This is a genomic window from Pseudomonas sp. B37(2017) (genome assembly GCF_002112885.1).
GTDB classification, from domain to species: domain Bacteria; phylum Pseudomonadota; class Gammaproteobacteria; order Pseudomonadales; family Pseudomonadaceae; genus Aquipseudomonas; species Aquipseudomonas paraglycinae.
Genome location: NZ_NEIX01000008.1, coordinates 53871 through 71287, shown reverse-complemented (window position 1 = coordinate 71287; position 17417 = coordinate 53871). Strand labels below are relative to the sequence as shown.

12 protein-coding genes are annotated in these 17417 nt (G+C 61.1%); 6 read left to right on the top strand and 6 right to left on the bottom strand.

Going from position 1 to position 17417, the window contains the following annotated elements; genetic code table 11:
• Window position 1: 1 nt before the first annotated feature.
• The 3 genes from CAF90_RS20005 to CAF90_RS19995 all read right to left on the bottom strand — a co-directional run bounded on the left by CAF90_RS20005 (window position 2) and on the right by CAF90_RS19995 (window position 3251).
• A complete protein-coding gene (locus tag CAF90_RS20005) occupies window positions 2–1246 on the bottom strand; it encodes a lipoprotein-releasing ABC transporter permease subunit (protein ID WP_064381083.1) in 1245 nt (414 codons plus the stop codon).
• A 63-nt stretch (window positions 1247–1309) separates the two neighbouring features.
• Entirely contained in the window at window positions 1310–1993 is a 684-nt protein-coding gene (lolD, locus tag CAF90_RS20000; protein WP_162831788.1) for a lipoprotein-releasing ABC transporter ATP-binding protein LolD, read from the bottom strand.
• A 7-nt stretch (window positions 1994–2000) separates the two neighbouring features.
• Window positions 2001–3251 (bottom strand): lipoprotein-releasing ABC transporter permease subunit, encoded by a 1251-nt coding sequence (locus CAF90_RS19995; protein ID WP_039772786.1) that lies wholly within the window; start codon window positions 3249–3251, stop codon window positions 2001–2003.
• 94 nt (window positions 3252–3345) lie between these two features.
• Here CAF90_RS19995 and CAF90_RS19990 point away from each other — a divergent pair, with 94 nt between their 5' ends.
• On the top strand, window positions 3346–3927 hold the full coding sequence (locus CAF90_RS19990) for a PilZ domain-containing protein (protein WP_039772787.1): 582 nt from the start codon (window positions 3346–3348) through the stop codon (window positions 3925–3927).
• Between the two features lie 14 nt (window positions 3928–3941).
• The gene (locus CAF90_RS19985; RefSeq protein ID WP_007953017.1) at window positions 3942–4664 is read left to right on the top strand and encodes a glycerophosphodiester phosphodiesterase; all 723 of its coding nucleotides are present in this window, start codon (window positions 3942–3944) and stop codon (window positions 4662–4664) included.
• A 42-nt stretch (window positions 4665–4706) separates the two neighbouring features.
• Here CAF90_RS19985 and sthA read toward each other — a convergent pair whose 3' ends face one another.
• Both sthA and CAF90_RS19975 read right to left on the bottom strand, forming a co-directional pair.
• Complete coding sequence (gene sthA / locus CAF90_RS19980; RefSeq protein WP_007953019.1) at window positions 4707–6101, bottom strand: Si-specific NAD(P)(+) transhydrogenase; 1395 nt, start codon at window positions 6099–6101, stop codon at window positions 4707–4709.
• 197 nt (window positions 6102–6298) lie between these two features.
• A complete protein-coding gene (locus tag CAF90_RS19975; RefSeq protein WP_170929413.1) occupies window positions 6299–7348 on the bottom strand; it encodes an FAD:protein FMN transferase in 1050 nt (349 codons plus the stop codon).
• A gap of 53 nt (window positions 7349–7401) precedes the next feature.
• Between CAF90_RS19975 and CAF90_RS19970 the strand changes: the two genes are divergently transcribed.
• On the top strand, window positions 7402–8694 hold the full coding sequence (locus CAF90_RS19970) for an MFS transporter (RefSeq protein WP_085608214.1): 1293 nt from the start codon (window positions 7402–7404) through the stop codon (window positions 8692–8694).
• A 66-nt stretch (window positions 8695–8760) separates the two neighbouring features.
• Here CAF90_RS19970 and CAF90_RS19965 read toward each other — a convergent pair whose 3' ends face one another.
• The gene (locus tag CAF90_RS19965; RefSeq protein WP_007953026.1) at window positions 8761–10224 is read right to left on the bottom strand and encodes a glyceraldehyde-3-phosphate dehydrogenase; all 1464 of its coding nucleotides are present in this window, start codon (window positions 10222–10224) and stop codon (window positions 8761–8763) included.
• A 354-nt stretch (window positions 10225–10578) separates the two neighbouring features.
• Here CAF90_RS19965 and mfd point away from each other — a divergent pair, with 354 nt between their 5' ends.
• Genes mfd through CAF90_RS19950 form a run of 3 tightly spaced genes read left to right on the top strand, consistent with a single transcriptional unit; the run spans window position 10579 to window position 17307 of the window.
• Window positions 10579–14028: a transcription-repair coupling factor gene (gene mfd, locus CAF90_RS19960; RefSeq protein ID WP_085608213.1), complete on the top strand. Its 3450-nt coding sequence runs from the start codon at window positions 10579–10581 to the stop codon at window positions 14026–14028.
• A gap of 10 nt (window positions 14029–14038) precedes the next feature.
• Complete coding sequence (locus tag CAF90_RS19955) at window positions 14039–14605, top strand: CsiV family protein (protein WP_085608212.1); 567 nt, start codon at window positions 14039–14041, stop codon at window positions 14603–14605.
• Window positions 14606–14616: 11 nt separating this feature from the next.
• A complete protein-coding gene (locus tag CAF90_RS19950; RefSeq protein ID WP_085608211.1) occupies window positions 14617–17307 on the top strand; it encodes a DEAD/DEAH box helicase in 2691 nt (896 codons plus the stop codon).
• Window positions 17308–17417 lie beyond the last annotated feature (110 nt).

Below are 17417 nucleotides of genomic sequence, written 5' to 3'. Positions count from 1 at the left end.
CTTACGAATAGCGCAACGCGTGCGCCGGTTCGATCTTCGCCGCTCGCCAGGCCGGATAAACGGTGGCCAGGAAGCTGAGGATGAAGCCCGCCGAGCAGATCAACAGCACGTCGCCGCCCTGCAATTCCGATGGCAGGTTGCTGACGAAGTACACGTCCGAACTGAAGATGTGCTGCCCGGTCACGCGCTCGACCCAGCCCACCATCTCACTGACATTCAGCGCGGCAATCACCCCCAACACACCGCCGATAATGGTGCCGACGATGCCGATCACCGTGCCCTGCACCATGAAGATCGCCATGATCTGTCGTGGCGTGGCGCCGATGGTGCGCAGGATCGCGATGTCCGCGCCCTTGTCGTTCACCACCATGATCAGGGTCGCGATAATGTTGAACGCCGCCACCGCGACGATCATCAGCAGCAACAGGCCGATCATGGTTTTTTCCATCTTCATCGCGCTGAACAGGCTGCCTTGGGTGTGAGTCCAGTCGTCAGCCTTGAAATCGGCGCCGAGGCCGGTGGCGATATCCGATGAAACCTTCGGCGCGGCATACAGATCCTTCACCGCCAGACGCACGCTCTGCACCTGATTCGGCTCCCAGTGCTGCATGGTCGCCGCGTCGGAGACGTGGATCAGGCCCATGGAACCGTCGAGTTCGGCACCGACCTTGAACACGCCGACCACGTTCAGGCGCTGCATGCGCGGGGTGATGCCGCCCGGTGCGGTGCTGACTTCCGGCACGATCAGGGTGATCTTGTCGCCGACATTGAGACGGAAACGCCGGGCGGTGATTTCACCCAGCACTACGCCGAACTCACCCGGTTTCAAGGCATCGAGACGGCCCTGAACAATGTGCTGGGCAACGATCGACACCTTGCCTTCCTGAGCCGGGTCGACGCCGCTGATCTGGATCGGCTGCATCATGCCCTTGTAGGACAGCATGCCTTCCATCTCGGTGAACGGCACGGCGGCCGTCACTTCCGGATTCTTCATCGCGGCGGCAGCCACTGGCTGCCAGTCGTCGATCGGCTTGACGCCGACGATGGTCGCGTGAGGCACCATGCCGAGGATGCGCGAGCTCATTTCGCGCTGGAAGCCGTTCATCACCGACAGCACCACGATCATCGCCAGCACGCCGAGGGCGAGGCCGATCATCGAGGTCATCGAAATGAACGAAACAAAGCGATTGCGGCGCTTGGCGCGGGTATAGCGCGTGCCGATAAAGATCGATAACGGTCTGAACATTCGCTGGGGCACCGTATAAAAATAAAAGACCCGATGCCTTTTCAGGCACCGGGTTTCAAGCCGTCAGATGGGGGTCAGGCAACCTTCCTGCAGCTGCAGGACGCGGTCCATCTGGCGAGCCAGGTTCATGTCGTGAGTCACCACCAGAAACGCCGTGCGCATCGAAGTGCTGAGTTCCAGCATCAGATCCTGAATGCCTTCGGCGGTATGGGAGTCGAGGTTGCCAGTCGGCTCGTCGAGCATCACCAGCCCTGGATTGTTGACCAGCGCACGGGCGATGGCCACGCGCTGACGCTCGCCACCGGACAGCTCTGCCGGTTTGTGTTCCAGGCGATGGCCCAGCCCCACTCGCTCCAGCAACGCCGTGGCACGCTGACGCGCTTCCGGGATCGCGGTCTTGCCGATCAGCAGCGGCATGCAGACGTTTTCCAGCGCGGTGAATTCCGGCAGCAAGTGGTGGAACTGGTACACGAACCCGAGGGCACGGTTACGCAGCAGTCCACGCTTCTTTTCGCTCAGCGCCGACAGTTCTTCACCGTCGAGCCAGACTCCGCCCTTGGTCGGCGTGTCGAGACCGCCCAGCAGATTGAGCAAAGTACTTTTGCCCGAACCGGACTTGCCGACGATCGCCACCCGCTCGCCTGGATGCAGTTCCAGTTGCAGGTTGGCCAGCACTTCCACCGACTCCGGGCCTTCCTCGTAGGATTTGCCCAGGTTGCGGCAGCTCAAGATTGCTTTTTCACTCATGCCCGACTCACTCATAACGTAGCGCCTCCGCCGGCTGGGTGCGCGCGGCACGCCAGGCTGGATACAGGGTGGCGAGGAAACTCAGGACCAACGCAGCGGCGCAGACCATGACCACGTCCTGGCTCTGCACCTGCGACGGCAGGTAATCGATGAAATACACGTCGGCGTTGAGGAATTTGTGTCCGATCACGCCTTCGAGGGCCGAAATCGCGGCGCTGACGTTGAGCGCGGCGAAGATCCCGACCACGGCGCCGATGGCCGTGCCGACCACGCCGATCACCGTGCCCTGCACCATGAACGTGCGCATGATCGTGCCCGGTGTGGCGCCCAGTGTGCGCAGAATGGCGATATCGCCCTTCTTGTCGTTCACCACCATCACCAGCGTGGAAATGATGTTGAACGCAGCAACCGCGACGATCAGCAGCAACAGCAGGCCGATCATGGCTTTTTCCATGCGGATCGCCTGATACAGGTTGCCGTGGGTACGGGTCCAGTCGCGGGCGTAGTAACGGTCTTCGCCTAGGCGCTGGGCGATGTTCCACGCCTCACGCGGTGCCTGGAACAGATCGTCGAACTTCAGACGCAGGCCCTGCACCTGATCAGGCTTCCAGCGGTGCATCTTCGCCAGATCCTGCAGGTTGGTGACGCCCAGGTAACCGTCAAGTTCACCGGCGCCGACATGGAAGATGCCGACCACGGTGAAGCGTTTCATGCGCGGGAACATCCCGGCCGGGGTCACGCTGACCTCCGGCGCGACGAAGGTGATCTTGTCACCGAGACCCACGCCGAGCTTGGTCGCGGCCTTGTCGCCGATCACGATACCGAAGCTGCCCGGCGTCAAATCGTCGAGTTTGCCCTGCTTCATGAAGTTGTCGATGATCGAGACGTTGCGCTCCAGCGCCGGATCAATGGCATTGAGCAACACCTTGGACACCTGGCCGTTGTTGGTCAGCAACCCCTGCATCTGGGTGAACGGCGCGACGGCCGCCACCTGCGGATTCTGCTTGACCTTGGCGGCCAGGCTCGGCCAGTCGTTGATGGCTTCACCGGACTCGATGGTCGCGTGAGGCACCATGCCCAGCACGCGGGTGCGCATCTCATGATCGAAGCCGTTCATCACCGACAGCACCACGATCATCACGACCACGCCAAGGGCGAGCCCGATCATCGAAGTCAGGGAAATGAATGACACAAAATGATTGCGACGCTTTGCACGGGTATAACGCGTGCCGATAAATACGAAGAGAGGTCTGAACATGTCGGGGCTTGTTCGGAGGGAAAAGGAACGTCCTTGTGGCGGGGGTCGATAACCAGCTTTACACTCAGACCACCGCCGCTACCATGGGTTCGCCATGTCGACATTAGATGAAGAAGATCGCCGCGAATACTACCGTATCGAGGACACGATCGCACTGGAAATTCGGCCCCTGTCCGCTCCCGAAGCCGCAGGCCAGGAAGTGTTGCAGGATGCTTCTCCACTGTTCAACCTGCTCAGCGAATTGCACCTTAGCGAATTCGAGTCGCAGCACCTGCTGCGCCAGATCAGTGAACGCGACCGCGCCATCGCGGCGTTCCTGAAATCCCAGAACAAACGCATCGACCTGCTCAGCCAGGTGGTCGCCCTGACCGTGCTCGGCCATATCGGCGAGCCGCAACCGGTGATCATCTCCGAGGGCGGCATCGACTTTCAGCACCCGACGCCGATCGCCACCGGCGCCCACCTGTCGGTGAAACTGGTGCTGATGCCCCAGGCGCTTGGCCTGTTGCTGCGCGCCCGCGTCACCCATTGCGACCGCAAGGGCGACGGCTACGACGTCGGCACCGAGTTCGAACACCTGACCGATGCCCAACGCCAGTTGCTCGCCCGCTATATCTTGCAGAAGCAGGCCCAGGAACGACGTCTGGCCCGCGAACAGAACGAATCAGGCATTTAAATTAAGGAAGAACCGTGACCCTTATCTACGGCCACCGCGGCGCCAAGGGCGAAGCACCGGAAAACACCCTGAGCAGTTTTCAGGAATGTCTCAAGCACGGCGTGCGCCGTTGCGAGCTGGACCTGCACCTGTCCAAGGACGGCGAGCTGATGGTCATCCACGACCCGACCCTCAAGCGCACCACCGACCGGCGCGGCAAGGTGGTCGAGCACACCGCCGCCGATCTGGTGACCTACGACGCGCGCAAGGGCGGCCCGGGCTGGATCAAGCCCTGCCCGATTCCGACGCTTGAAGAGCTGTTCGAAAAGTGCGATTTCGAGCACTGGCAGCTTGAAGTCAAAAGCGCTTCGCGCACCCGCGCCGCGACCACCGTGCTGGCCATCCGTGAAATGGCGGTCAGGCACGGGCTGCTCGACAAGGTGACGATCACCTCGAGTTCGCGGGAAGTATTGAAGGCTGCGCTGGATCTGGTGCCCGACGTGTCACGCGGCCTGGTGGCCGAATACGCCTGGCTCGACCCGTTGAAGGTCGCGCAAAGCTACGGTTGCGAGATTCTGGCGTTGAACTGGACGCTGTGTACGCCGGAACGCCTGCAAAAGGCGCAGCGTCAGGGGCTGCATGTGTCGGTGTGGACCGTCAACGAGCCTGCGCTGATGCGCAGACTCGCCGACTTCGGCGTTGACAGCCTGATTACAGACTTTCCCGGTTTGGCCACTGCCACCCTCGGGAATTGCTGAAATCGGTCTCCCCGGCCGGCTCAGGCCACCGGCCGGAGCCCGTCAAAAAAGCCGGTTGAGGCCGTCGTACGCCGCTACCCGATAGGCTTCGGCCATGGTCGGGTAGTTGAACGTCGTGTTGACGAAGTACTTCAGAGTGTTCAGTTCGCCCGGCTGGTTCATGATCGCCTGACCGATGTGCACGATCTCCGACGCCTGATAACCGAAGCAGTGAACGCCCAGCACTTCCAGGGTTTCACGGTGGAACAGGATCTTCAGCATGCCTTGCGGCTCGCCGGCGATCTGTGCACGCGCCATGCTCTTGAAGAACGCCTTGCCCACTTCGTACGGCACTTTGGCCTGGGTCAGCTCCTGCTCGTTCTTGCCGATCGAGCTGATCTCCGGAATGGTATAGATGCCGGTCGGCACGTCATTCACGAAACGCCAGCTGCCATTGTCGACGATGCTGCCAGCGGCCGAACGGCCCTGGTCGTGGGCGGCACTGGCCAGGCTCGGCCAGCCGATCACGTCACCGGCGCCGTAGATGTTCTGCACGCAGGTGCGGTAGTTCTCATCGACTTCGATCTGGCCACGGCTGTTGACCTTGACCCCGATGTTTTCCAGACCCAACTGGTCGGTGTTACCGGTACGGCCGTTGCACCAGAGCAAGGCGTCGGCCTTGATCTTCTTGCCGGACTTCAGGTGCAGGATCACGCCGTTGTCCACGCCTTCGACGCGGTCATACTCTTCGTTGTGACGCACGGTGATGTTGTTGTTGCTGAAGTGGTAGCTCAACGCCTGGGAGATTTCCGAGTCGAGGAAGCTCAGCAACTGACCGCGGTTGTCCACCAGCTCGACCAGCACGCCCAGACCGCTGAAGATCGAAGCGTACTCACAGCCGATCACGCCGGCGCCGTAAACGATCAGTTTGCGCGGGGTGTGGCCGAGGCTGAGGATGGTGTCGCTATCGTAGATACGCGGGTGGTGGAAATCGATGTCCGCCGGGCGATAAGGACGCGAACCGGTGGCGATGATGATGTGCTTGGCCACCAGTTTCTCGACCACGCCGTTGGCGCAGACCACTTCGATGGTTTGCTCGTCGGCGAAGCTGCCGGTACCGAAGAACACGTCGACGCGGTTACGGGCGTAATAGCCGGTACGCGAAGCGACTTGTTTGGAAATGACTTTCTCGGCGCTTTTCAACACGTCCGGAAAGGAGAACCAGCGCGGCTCGCCGATCGCACGGAACATCGGGTTGGTGTTGAACTGCATGATCTGCCGCACCGAGTGACGCAGGGCCTTGGACGGGATGGTGCCCAGGTGGGTGCAGTTGCCGCCGACCTGACGACGGCTGTCGACCATCGCCACCTTGCGCCCTGCTTTGGCGGCGTTCATTGCCGCGCCTTCTCCCGCCGGGCCGGAACCCAGCACCACCACGTCGTAGTTGTAGACAGCCATGCGTACTCCTCAGAACAGGCCGCGGTGCCAGCAGCACCTGCGGCTAAATCACGCCGAACGACGGCGCGAAGGAACAATTGGGGGCCAGTAGAAAACCCGGACACAGTCTATAGAAGCGTCAACGCCGCGCACATTAACCCTTGGTCGCGTCGTAGGCTACTTTTGCCTGCACTACAACGCCAGCTTTCGTACTGTTCTCAGTCAACTTTTGCGCCACTGAGCCGTTCGAAAGCGTGACTGGTGCGTGTGACGAAACCTGTATCGGCACGAATCACAAAGAATGCACCAATGTCGTGTTTTTCGGCATAGTCCCAGGCCCTTTCAGGCCCGAGAATCAGCAACAGCGTCGATAGTCCATCGGCCATCAGCGCTGAAGGATGAATCACCGTGACCGACGCCAGATCGTGCAGGACCGGCGCACCGGTCCGGGCATCCAAGGTGTGGGAATAGCGCCGGCCATCCTGCTGAAAATAGTTGCGGTAGTCGCCGGACGTGGACAGGCCATAGCCATCGACATTGATGACGCGCTCTGCCACCTGCTCATCATCACGAGGCTCTTCCAGTGCGATACGCCATGGCGAACCATCGGGCTTCTTGCCGGATGCCTTGAGCTCGCCGGTGGCTTCGGCGAGATAGTCATGGATGCCAAGTGCTTCGAGCCGTGCGGCAATGGTGTCGACCGCGTATCCGGCGGCGATGCTGTTGAAATCCACCTCGACCGCCGCATCCTTGCACAAGCGATCGCCGTCGATGTGCAGGTGCTGATGACCGACTTTCTGCCGCACTTCGGCCAGCGCTGCCGCATCCGGGACTTTTTCTTCACGCCCCTGCGGGCCGAAACCCCATAAGTTCATCAGCGGTTCTACCGTGAGGTCGTAGGAGCCTTCGCTTTGTTGCGACAGCTGCTCGCCCACGCGGATCAATTCAAGGACCGGCGCGGGCATGACCTGACAGCGATCAGCCGGCAATGCATTGAAGCGCGAGATGTCGGAGTCTGCGCGGTAAGTCGACACCTGCCGGTCGACGGCCGCGAGGATTTTTTCCACTTCGGCACGCACCTCCTGCGGGGCAGGCAGATTGGCATGGCGCACGTACTTGATCGAATAGGTGCTGCCCATCGTCGGGCCACCGAAAGTCTCGAGCGAATCGCCGCTGCCGCAGCCGGACAAAACCCCGGTCAGCAGCACGAGAATCACCCACCGTCCAGTTAACAATTCTTCATCTCCCCGCAAAACCGCGCCGGCCATTATGGGCTACGAGCGCAACGCTTTCTTACAAGATTTAGAGTGAGTACCTACCCATGTCCTCCACGACCGGCAACGGCAAGGCGATTTTTCGCGTTGTCAGCGGCAACTTTCTCGAGATGTTCGACTTCATGGTCTACGGCTTCTACGCCACGGCCATTGCCAAGACCTTCTTTCCCACCGACAGCGCCTTCGCTTCCCTGATGCTCGCCCTGGCCACGTTCGGCGCAGGCTTCCTGATGCGCCCGTTGGGGGCGATTTTTCTCGGCGCCTACATCGACCGTCACGGCCGGCGCCAGGGCCTGATCATCACGCTGGCCCTGATGGCGGCCGGTACCGTGCTGATTGCCTGTGTGCCGGGCTACGCCACCCTTGGGGTCGCCGCGCCGCTGATCGTGCTGTTCGGCCGATTGCTGCAAGGCTTCTCGGCCGGCGTGGAACTGGGCGGTGTGTCGGTGTACCTGGCGGAAATCGCCACGCCGGGCCGCAAGGGCTTCTTCGTCAGCTGGCAGTCCGCCAGCCAGCAGGCAGCTGTGGTATTCGCCGGCCTGCTCGGTGTCGGCCTCAACCACTGGCTGAGCCCGGAACAGATGGGCGAATGGGGCTGGCGCGTGCCGTTCCTGATCGGCTGCATGATCGTCCCGGTGATTTTCGTCATCCGCCGCTCGCTGGAGGAAACCCCGGAGTTCCAGGCGCGCAAACATCGCCCTACCCTGCAGGAAATTGTCCGTTCGATCGGTCAGAACTTTGGCATCGTCATCGCCGGCATGGCGCTGGTGGTGATGACGACGGTGTCGTTCTACCTGATCACCGCCTACACGCCGACGTTCGGCAAGGCGGAATTGCACCTGTCGGACTTCGATGCGTTGCTGGTGACCGTGTGCATTGGCCTTTCGAATTTCTTCTGGCTGCCGGTGATGCGCGCGGTGTCGGACAAGGTCGGGCGTAAACCCCTACTGTTGGCGGCGACGATTCTGGCGATCCTGACCGCTTATCCGGCGTTGTCGTGGCTGGTGGCGAACCCGAGCTTCAGCCATTTGCTGATCGTCGAGTTGTGGCTGTCGTTCCTGTACGGCTCGTACAACGGGGCGATGGTGGTGGCGCTCACCGAAATCATGCCGGTGGAAGTTCGTACGACCGGTTTCTCGTTGGCCTACAGCCTGGCGACCGCGACCTTTGGTGGCTTTACGCCGGCGGCCTGCACTTATCTGATCCATGTACTGGACAACAAGGCGGCACCGGGGATCTGGCTCAGCGGCGCAGCCGTGTTGGGCCTGATCGCCACGCTGGTGCTGTTCCGTGGCAACAAGCACGAACTGCGCACGGCACAAGCGGCTATCCCCCGCTAAGGCAAAATCGCGCACAAACAAAAACGCCCCGACCTAAGTCGGGGCGTTTTCATTTGCAGCTAAGGCTTAGCGCGGGAACGCTGGCGGGTTTACACCGGCCATGTCTTCCATCACGCGAATCACCTGGCAGCTGTAGCCGAACTCGTTGTCGTACCAGACGTACAGAACAACGCGGTTGTCCTGAACGATGGTCGCTTCTGCGTCGACCACACCGGCGTGGCGCGAGCCCACGAAGTCGGTCGAAACCACTTCCTGCGAGTTGACGAAGTCGATTTGCTTGTGCAGATCGGAGTGCAGCGCCATGTAGCGCAGGTACTCGTTCATCTCTTCACGGGAGGCGGCTTTCTCAAGGTTCAGGTTGAGAATGGCCATCGACACGTTTGGCGTCGGAACGCGGATCGCGTTACCGGTCAGCTTGCCGGCCAGCTCAGGCAGGGCCTTGGCAGCAGCGGTGGCAGCACCGGTCTCGGTGATCACCATGTTCAGCGCGGCGCTACGGCCACGGCGATCGCCCTTGTGGAAGTTGTCGATCAGGTTCTGGTCGTTGGTGTACGAGTGAACGGTTTCGACGTGACCGTTGATGATGCCGAACTTGTCATTCACGGCTTTCAGCACCGGCACGATGGCGTTGGTGGTGCAGGAAGCGGCGGACACGATCTTGTCGTCAGCAGTGATTTCGTTGTGGTTGATACCGTGAACGATGTTCTTCAGCTTGCCCTTGCCAGGCGCGGTCAGAACAACGCGGTCGATACCCGGGCACTGCAAGTGCTGACCCAGGCCGTCGGCATCACGCCATACACCGGTGTTGTCCACCAGCAGCGCATCTTTGATGCCGTACTGGGTGTAATCCACTTCGGTAGGGTTCTTCGCGTAGATAACCTGGATCAGGTTGCCGTTGGCGGTGATGGTGTTGTTTTCTTCGTCGATGGTGATGGTGCCGTTGAACGAACCATGTACCGAATCGCGGCGCAGCAGGCTGGCGCGTTTGGTCAGGTCGTTTTCGGCGCCCTTGCGCACCACGATGGCACGCAGACGCAGACCGTCGCCGCCACCGGTTTTTTCGATCAGGATGCGCGCCAGCAGACGGCCGATACGACCGAAGCCGTACAGCACAACGTCGGTGCCTTTGCGTGCCGAAGCGTTTTGCTGGCCAACCACGTCAGCCATTTCTTCGCGAACGAACTGCTCGGCGGTACGGCCGTTGCCTTCGTTGCGGAATTTGTACGCCAGCTTGCCCAGATCTACCGAGGCCGCGCCGAGCTTGAGCTCGCTCATGGCCTTGAGCAGTGGGAATGTTTCGTGGACGGAGAGTTCGCTGTCGTCGGCAGAACGGTGGCGAGCAAAGCGGTGAGCTTTGAGAATCGCGATGACAGACTGGTTGATCAGGCTGCGGCCATAGATCGAGCTCACCACGTTGTTGTTGCGGTAGAGCTGACCGATAAGCGGAATCATCGCTTCTGCGAGTGCTTCACGGTCGATCCATTCACCAAGACACTGGTCGGGCTTCTGAGTCACGGTAACCTTCCACATGTAGGGGCAGAAAAAAGGGGCTACATTATGCCGCCGAGAACCTCTTGTAGCAATGCGCGCTTGTCGCGCAAACGGTAACAAAAATCCGTCCAAAAAAATAACGCTCCCCGCCAGCCCAGTAAAACCGGGGCTTCCAGCGCAGCCATTTTTTCGACGACTGTTAGACGATGTCTGTAACCCTCCGTAACACCACCGACATTTGGCACTACATAACCGTAAAAAAAGCGCTGGTTTTTATGGTTACCACTACATTTTTCCCAAACAGCGCAGATAGACGCATCCTGCAACTGACAGGCGGCACCGGACGCCGCTACAATTACCGACTTTGTCGCAACGCCTGGAGCTCAACCTTCCGTGCCTGTTCTGCGTCTACCGCTTCTCCCTGCCGCGGCAGGTAAACAGCACTGGGGCAACCTCCCCGGTGCCGCCCTGAGCCTGGCGATTGCCGAGGCTGCCAGCGCTGCCAAGCGCTTCACGCTGCTTTTGACCGCCGACAGCCAGAGTGCCGAACGGCTGGAGCAGGAGCTGAGCTTCTTCGCCCCGGATTTGCCGGTGCTGCATTTCCCCGACTGGGAAACCCTGCCCTACGATCTGTTTTCGCCGCACCAGGACATCATCTCCCAGCGCATCGCCAGCCTTTATAGACTGCCGGAGCTGGAGCATGGCGTGCTGGTGGTGCCGATCACCACCGCCCTGCACCGTCTGGCGCCGACCAAATTCCTGCTCGGCAGCAGCCTGGTGCTGGATGTCGGGCAGAAACTCGATGTCGAGCAAATGCGCTCGCGGCTCGAAGCCAGCGGCTATCGCTACGTCGACACGGTTTACGAACACGGCGAGTTCACGGTGCGTGGCGCGTTGATCGACCTGTTTCCGATGGGCAGCAAACTGCCGTATCGCATCGACCTGTTCGACGATGAAATCGAAACCCTGCGTACCTTCGATCCGGAAAACCAGCGCTCCATCGACAAGGTCGACTCGGTCAAGTTGCTGCCGGCCAAGGAATTTCCGCTGCAGAAAGACGCGGTCACCCGCTTCAAGGCGCGTTTTCGCGAGCGTTTCGACGTCGACTTCCGTCGCTGCCCGATCTTTCAGGACCTGAGCAGCGGCATCACGCCGGCCGGTATCGAGTACTACCTGCCGCTGTTCTTCGAAGAAACCTCGACCCTGTTCGATTACCTGCCTCAGGACACCCAAGTGTTTTCGCTGCCGGGCATCGAGCAGGCGGCGGAAAACTTCTGGAACGATGTGCGCAATCGTTATGAAGAGCGTCGCGTCGATCCATCGCGTCCTTTATTGCCGCCGGCCGAACTGTTCCTGCCGGTGGAAGACTGCTTTGCCCGCCTGAAGAACTGGCCGCGCGTGGTCGCCAGTCAGCAGGACGTGGAAACCGGTGCCGGCCGCGAACGCTTCCCGGCGCAGGCGCTGCCGAACCTGGCGATCGAAGCCAAGGCCACCCAGCCGCTGGCCGCGCTCTCGGCATTTCTCGACGAGTTCCCGGGACGCGTGCTGTTCACCGCCGAATCCGCCGGTCGTCGCGAAGTGCTGCTGGAGTTGCTGGATCGCCTGAAGCTGCGGCCGAAAACCGTCGACAGCTGGCCGGATTTCGTCGCGAGCAAGGATCGCCTGGCGATCACCATCGCCCCGCTCGACGAAGGCCTGATGCTGGACGACCCGGCGCTGGCACTGGTCGCGGAAAGTCCGCTGTTCGGCCAGCGCGTGATGCAGCGTCGCCGCCGCGAAAAACGCGCCGACGCCAACAACGATGCGGTGATCAAGAACCTCACCGAACTGCGTGAAGGCGCGCCGGTGGTGCACATCGACCACGGCGTCGGTCGCTATCTCGGCCTGACGATTCTGGAAATCGATAATCAGGCCGCTGAGTTCCTGACCCTCGAATACGCCGAGAATGCCAAGCTCTACGTGCCGGTGGCCAACCTGCATTTGATCGCCCGTTACACCGGCAGCGACGATGCGCTGGCCCCGTTGCACCGCCTCGGCTCCGAGACCTGGCAGAAAGCCAAGCGCAAGGCCGCCGAACAGGTCCGCGACGTGGCTGCCGAACTGCTCGACATCTACGCCCGTCGCGCCGCCCGCGAAGGTTATGCGTTCGCCGACCCGAAGGCCGATTACGCGACCTTCAGCGCCGGTTTCCCGTTCGAAGAAACCCCGGACCAGCAATCCACCATCGAAGCCGTGCGCGAAGACATGCTCGCGCCGAAACCGATGGATCGCCTGGTCTGCGGCGACGTGGGTTTCGGCAAGACCGAAGTGGCCATGCGTGCCGCGTTCATCGCGGTGCACGGTGGCAAGCAAGTGGCGATCCTGGTGCCGACCACCCTGCTCGCCCAGCAGCACTACAACAGCTTCCGCGACCGCTTCGCCGACTGGCCAGTGACCGTGGAAGTGATGAGCCGTTTCAAGTCGGCCAAGGAAGTGAACGCTGCGGTGGCCGAACTGGCCGAAGGCAATATCGACATCGTCATCGGCACGCACAAGTTGCTGCAGGACGACGTCAAGATCAAAAACCTCGGGCTGGTGATCATCGACGAAGAACACCGCTTCGGTGTCCGTCAGAAGGAACAGCTCAAGGCCCTGCGCAGCGAAGTCGACATTCTTACGCTGACCGCCACGCCGATTCCGCGCACGCTGAACATGGCGGTGTCGGGCATGCGCGACCTGTCGATCATCGCCACGCCGCCGGCACGACGCCTGTCGGTGCGCACCTTCGTCATGGAGCAGAACAAGAGCACGGTCAAAGAAGCCTTGCTGCGTGAGCTGCTGCGCGGCGGTCAGGTCTATTACCTGCACAACGACGTGAAGACTATCGAGAAGTGCGCCGCCGACCTGGCCGAACTGGTGCCGGAAGCGCGGATCGGCATCGGCCACGGGCAGATGCGCGAACGCGAACTCGAACAGGTGATGAGCGACTTCTACCACAAGCGCTTCAACGTGCTGATCGCCTCGACCATCATCGAGACCGGCATCGACGTGCCGAGCGCCAACACCATCATCATCGAGCGCGCCGACAAGTTCGGTCTGGCGCAGTTGCACCAGTTGCGCGGTCGCGTTGGCCGTAGTCACCACCAGGCTTACGCTTACCTGCTGACCCCGCCGCGCCAGCAAATCACCGGCGATGCGGAAAAACGCCTGGAGGCGATTGCCAATACTCAGGATCTGGGCGCTGGCTTCGTGCTGGCCACCAACGACCTGGAAATCCGTGGCGCCGGCGAACTGCTGGGCGACGGCCAGAGCGGGCAGATTCAGGCGGTCGGCTTCACGCTGTACATGGAAATGCTCGAGCGCGCGGTGAAGTCGATCCGCAAGGGCGAACAGCCGAACCTCGATCAACCGCTCGGCGGCGGCCCGGAGGTCAACCTGCGGGTGCCGGCGCTGATTCCGGAAGATTACCTGCCGGACGTGCATGCACGCCTGATCCTTTACAAGCGCATCGCTTCGGCCACCGACGAGGAAGGCCTGAAGGATCTGCAAGTGGAGATGATCGACCGCTTCGGTCTGCTGCCGGAGCCGACCAAGAATCTAGTGCGCATCACGGCGCTGAAGTTGCAGGCCGAGCAGCTGGGCATCAAGAAAGTCGATGGCGGCCCGCAAGGTGGCCGTATCGAGTTCGCGGCGCAGACGCCGGTCGACCCGATGACCCTGATCAAACTGATCCAGAGCCAGCCAAAACGCTACAAATTCGAAGGCGCCACTATGTTCAAGTTCCAGGTGCCGATGGAGCGCCCGGAAGAGCGCTTTAATACTGTGGAGGCGCTGTTTGAGCGCCTCATCCCGAAAACTGCTTGAAGGACGCCGCATGCGCCTGTTTCGCTCATTGACTTTGCTACTGACCCTGGTGGCACCTACGGCGTTTGCCGATGACCTGTATCAGGTCGAAATGATTCTGGTACGCCAGAACGCCGTGCCGGCAATTGTCAGCCGCGCCGCACCGGAAGACTGGGCGGCCGGCGCTCAACGCCTGGGCGATGACAGCAAACGCACCCCGGCGCTGAACGACGTTGTGACCAAACTCACCGCCAGCGGCGAGTACAGCGTGCTGATGCATAAAGCCTGGCAGCAGACTCTCGGCGAGACGCCGGCGAAAGTTGCAGTCAGCGAAGGTCAGGAGAAGTTCGGCCAGTTCCCGATCGAAGGCACGATTGAAATGAAGCTCGGGCGCTTCACTGACGTGAACGCCGACTTCTGGGTCAACCAGATCGACGCCAACGGCATGGTCACCGCCAGCGAGCGCCTGAAACAGGACAGCCACACCAAGAACGGCCAACTCAACTACCTCGACAACGGCCACCTGGCCCTGCTGATCAAGATCACTTCACTGACGGCGCCCGCGCCTCGGGAAGCGCCTGAAGTCGTTCCGGACTGATCGAAGTCCTTATGCCCCCGCCACTGAGTAAACCGCTGGCCTCCTCCTGGGTCAGCCGATTCAAGGAACAAAGCCTGGAGCGTGGCCGCCGCTACGCGCTGGAAAACCGGGTGCGATTCGTGCAGGTCGGCGACGCGACCATTACCGCTAGTTGCGAAGGCTCTGGCGGTAACGTCTACCGTCAGACGATTCACTTGCGCGAGTCAGCCAAAGGCACGCTGCTGATGGTCGACGCCACCTGCACCTGCCCGGTGCACAGCAACTGCAAACACTGTGCGGCGGTGTTGCTGCAAGTGCAGGAAACCCTCGAATACCCCGCCGCCGCCAAGGACGCCGAACTGCTGGAAAAACTCCAGGCCGTGCTGGAAAACCGCAGCCCGAAGGCGCCGCCGCAAGTGCTGGTGGACAACGTGCAGCCGGTGCCGCGCTTGTGGCTGGCGAGCGTCGAGTTCAGCGCGTTCGAACCGCGCAACGGCAAGATGCAGCGTTATATCCAGCATCGTGCGGCACTGTCCTTCAGCTACCTCGACGAATACGTCAGCGGGCAAAAGAACAGCGACATTCTGATTCGCCAGGAAGCCCAGACCCTGCGGGTCAAACGCCACCCGGACATCGAACAGAGCTACCGCGAGCAGCTGCGAATTCTCGGGTTCCGCATCGCCACCCGCCAGAGCAAGGCCCTGCCGGAAAGCGCCGGCGAACTCTACGAGATGGTCAACGACAGCGCCTGGCTGACGTTCACCCTCAACGATCTGCCGAAGCTGCGCACTCAAGGCTGGGAGCTGTTGGTCGACGATGAGTTCGGTTTCGACCTGACCGCCGTCGACGACTGGTACGCCACCGTCGAGCAGACGCCGGAGCGCGACTGGTTCGATCTGGAGCTGGGGATCATCGTCAACGGCGAGCGTCTGAGCCTGCTGCCGATTCTGCTCAATCTGATGCGCTCGCACACGGAAATCCTCAACCCCGAACGCCTTGCCCGACGACGGGACGATGAGTTGATTTTGGTGAACATTCCGCAACGCAACAGCGAGCACGGACCGTTACAAGTCGCCCTGCCCCTCGGCCGGCTGAAGCCGGTGCTGGCGACCCTTGGCGAGTTTTATTTGCAGGAACCGGGCGAAACCACCCTGCGCCTGAGCAAGGCCGACGCCACGCGCCTGAATTCGCTGGAAGGCATTCCCCTGCTCTGGGAGGGTGGCGAACAGATTCGCAGCTTCGCCCAGCGCTTGCGTGATATCCGCGACTACAGCGCCAAAGCACCGAAGGGACTGAATGCAACGCTGCGTCCTTATCAGCTCGAAGGCTTGAGCTGGATGCAGTCGCTGCGGCAACTTGAAGTCGGCGGGATTCTCGCGGACGACATGGGCCTGGGCAAAACCTTACAGACACTGGCGCATATTCTCAGCGAGAAAAACGCCGGGCGTCTGGATCGCCCGTGCATGGTGGTGATGCCCACCAGCCTGATTCCCAACTGGCTGGACGAAGCGGCGCACTTCACGCCACAGCTCAAGGTTGTCGCCTTGTACGGTGCCAGCCGTAAAAAGCATTTCGAGCATCTGGCCGATTACGACCTGATCCTCACCACTTATGCACTGCTGCCCAAGGATGTCGAACGTCTGGCCCAGCAGCCGCTGCATGTACTGGTGCTGGATGAGGCGCAGTACATCAAGAACCCGAACAGCAAAGCCGCCCAGGCCGCCCGTGAATTCAATGCGCGTCAGCGCCTGTGCCTGAGCGGGACGCCGCTGGAAAATCACCTGGGCGAACTGTGGTCGCTGTTTCACTTCCTGCTGCCCGGCTGGCTCGGCGACGTCAAAAGCTTCAACGCCGATTACCGCGTGCCGATTGAAAAGCGCGCGAGCGAAGTCAGACTTCAGCACCTCAACGGTCGGATCAAACCGTTCCTGCTGCGCCGCACCAAGGAACAGGTCGCGACCGAGCTGCCACCGAAAACCGAGATCATCCACTGGGTCGAGCTCAACGAAGCGCAGCGCGACGTGTACGAAACCATGCGTCTGGCCATGGACAAGAAGGTTCGCGACGAGATCACCCGCAAAGGCGTGGCGCGCAGTCAGATCATCATTCTCGAAGCGTTGCTCAAGCTGCGTCAGGTCTGCTGCGATTTGCGCCTGGTCAACGACGCTACCCTGCCCGCTCGCGGCAGCACCTCGGGCAAGCTCGACAGCCTGATGGAAATGCTCGAGGAGTTGTTTGAGGAAGGCCGGCGGATTCTGCTGTTTTCGCAGTTCACTTCGATGCTATCACTGATCGAGGACGAGCTGAAAAAGCGCAATGTCGCGTATGCGCTGCTGACGGGACAGACCCGTGATCGGCGAACGCCTGTGAAGGAATTCCAGAGCGGCAAGCGTCAGATCTTTCTCATCAGCCTGAAGGCTGGTGGTGTGGGCCTGAACCTGACGGAAGCGGACACGGTGATTCACTACGATCCGTGGTGGAACCCGGCGACCGAGAATCAGGCAACCGACCGCGCGTATCGCATCGGTCAGGAAAAGCCGGTGTTCGTCTACAAGATGATTGCCCGGGGCACGGTCGAGGAGAAGATTCAGCACTTGCAGAAGGAAAAATCCGACCTGGCGGCCGGTGTGCTGGATGGGCGCAAGGCCGGGGACTGGAAGTTGCAGAGTGACGATATCGAGGCGCTGTTTGCGCCGTTGCCGGACAAGTTTGAAAAGCGCTGAGATCTTTGTCGGCTATCAGATCGATTCGCGAACAAGCCCGCTCCCACAGGTTTAGCGTGACCTCTGTGGGAGCGGGCTTGCCCGCGAAAGGCTCGACTCAGTTTCGAGCC

Excerpts from the sequence above, each read along its gene's own strand:
- CAF90_RS19950 (WP_085608211.1), top strand. The coding sequence starts at position 14,617 with ATGCCCCCGCCACTGAGTAAACCGCTGGCCTCCTCCTGGGTCAGCCGA.
- CAF90_RS20005 (WP_064381083.1), bottom strand. The coding sequence starts at position 1,246 with ATGTTCAGACCGTTATCGATCTTTATCGGCACGCGCTATACCCGCGCC.
- CAF90_RS19975 (WP_170929413.1), bottom strand. The coding sequence starts at position 7,348 with ATGGCCGGCGCGGTTTTGCGGGGAGATGAAGAATTGTTAACTGGACGG.
- CAF90_RS19995 (WP_039772786.1), bottom strand. The coding sequence starts at position 3,251 with ATGTTCAGACCTCTCTTCGTATTTATCGGCACGCGTTATACCCGTGCA.
- CAF90_RS19965 (WP_007953026.1), bottom strand. The coding sequence starts at position 10,224 with ATGTGGAAGGTTACCGTGACTCAGAAGCCCGACCAGTGTCTTGGTGAA.
- sthA (WP_007953019.1), bottom strand. The coding sequence starts at position 6,101 with ATGGCTGTCTACAACTACGACGTGGTGGTGCTGGGTTCCGGCCCGGCG.
- CAF90_RS19990 (WP_039772787.1), top strand. The coding sequence starts at position 3,346 with ATGTCGACATTAGATGAAGAAGATCGCCGCGAATACTACCGTATCGAG.
- CAF90_RS19955 (WP_085608212.1), top strand. The coding sequence starts at position 14,039 with ATGCGCCTGTTTCGCTCATTGACTTTGCTACTGACCCTGGTGGCACCT.
- CAF90_RS19970 (WP_085608214.1), top strand. The coding sequence starts at position 7,402 with ATGTCCTCCACGACCGGCAACGGCAAGGCGATTTTTCGCGTTGTCAGC.
- lolD (WP_162831788.1), bottom strand. The coding sequence starts at position 1,993 with ATGAGTGAAAAAGCAATCTTGAGCTGCCGCAACCTGGGCAAATCCTAC.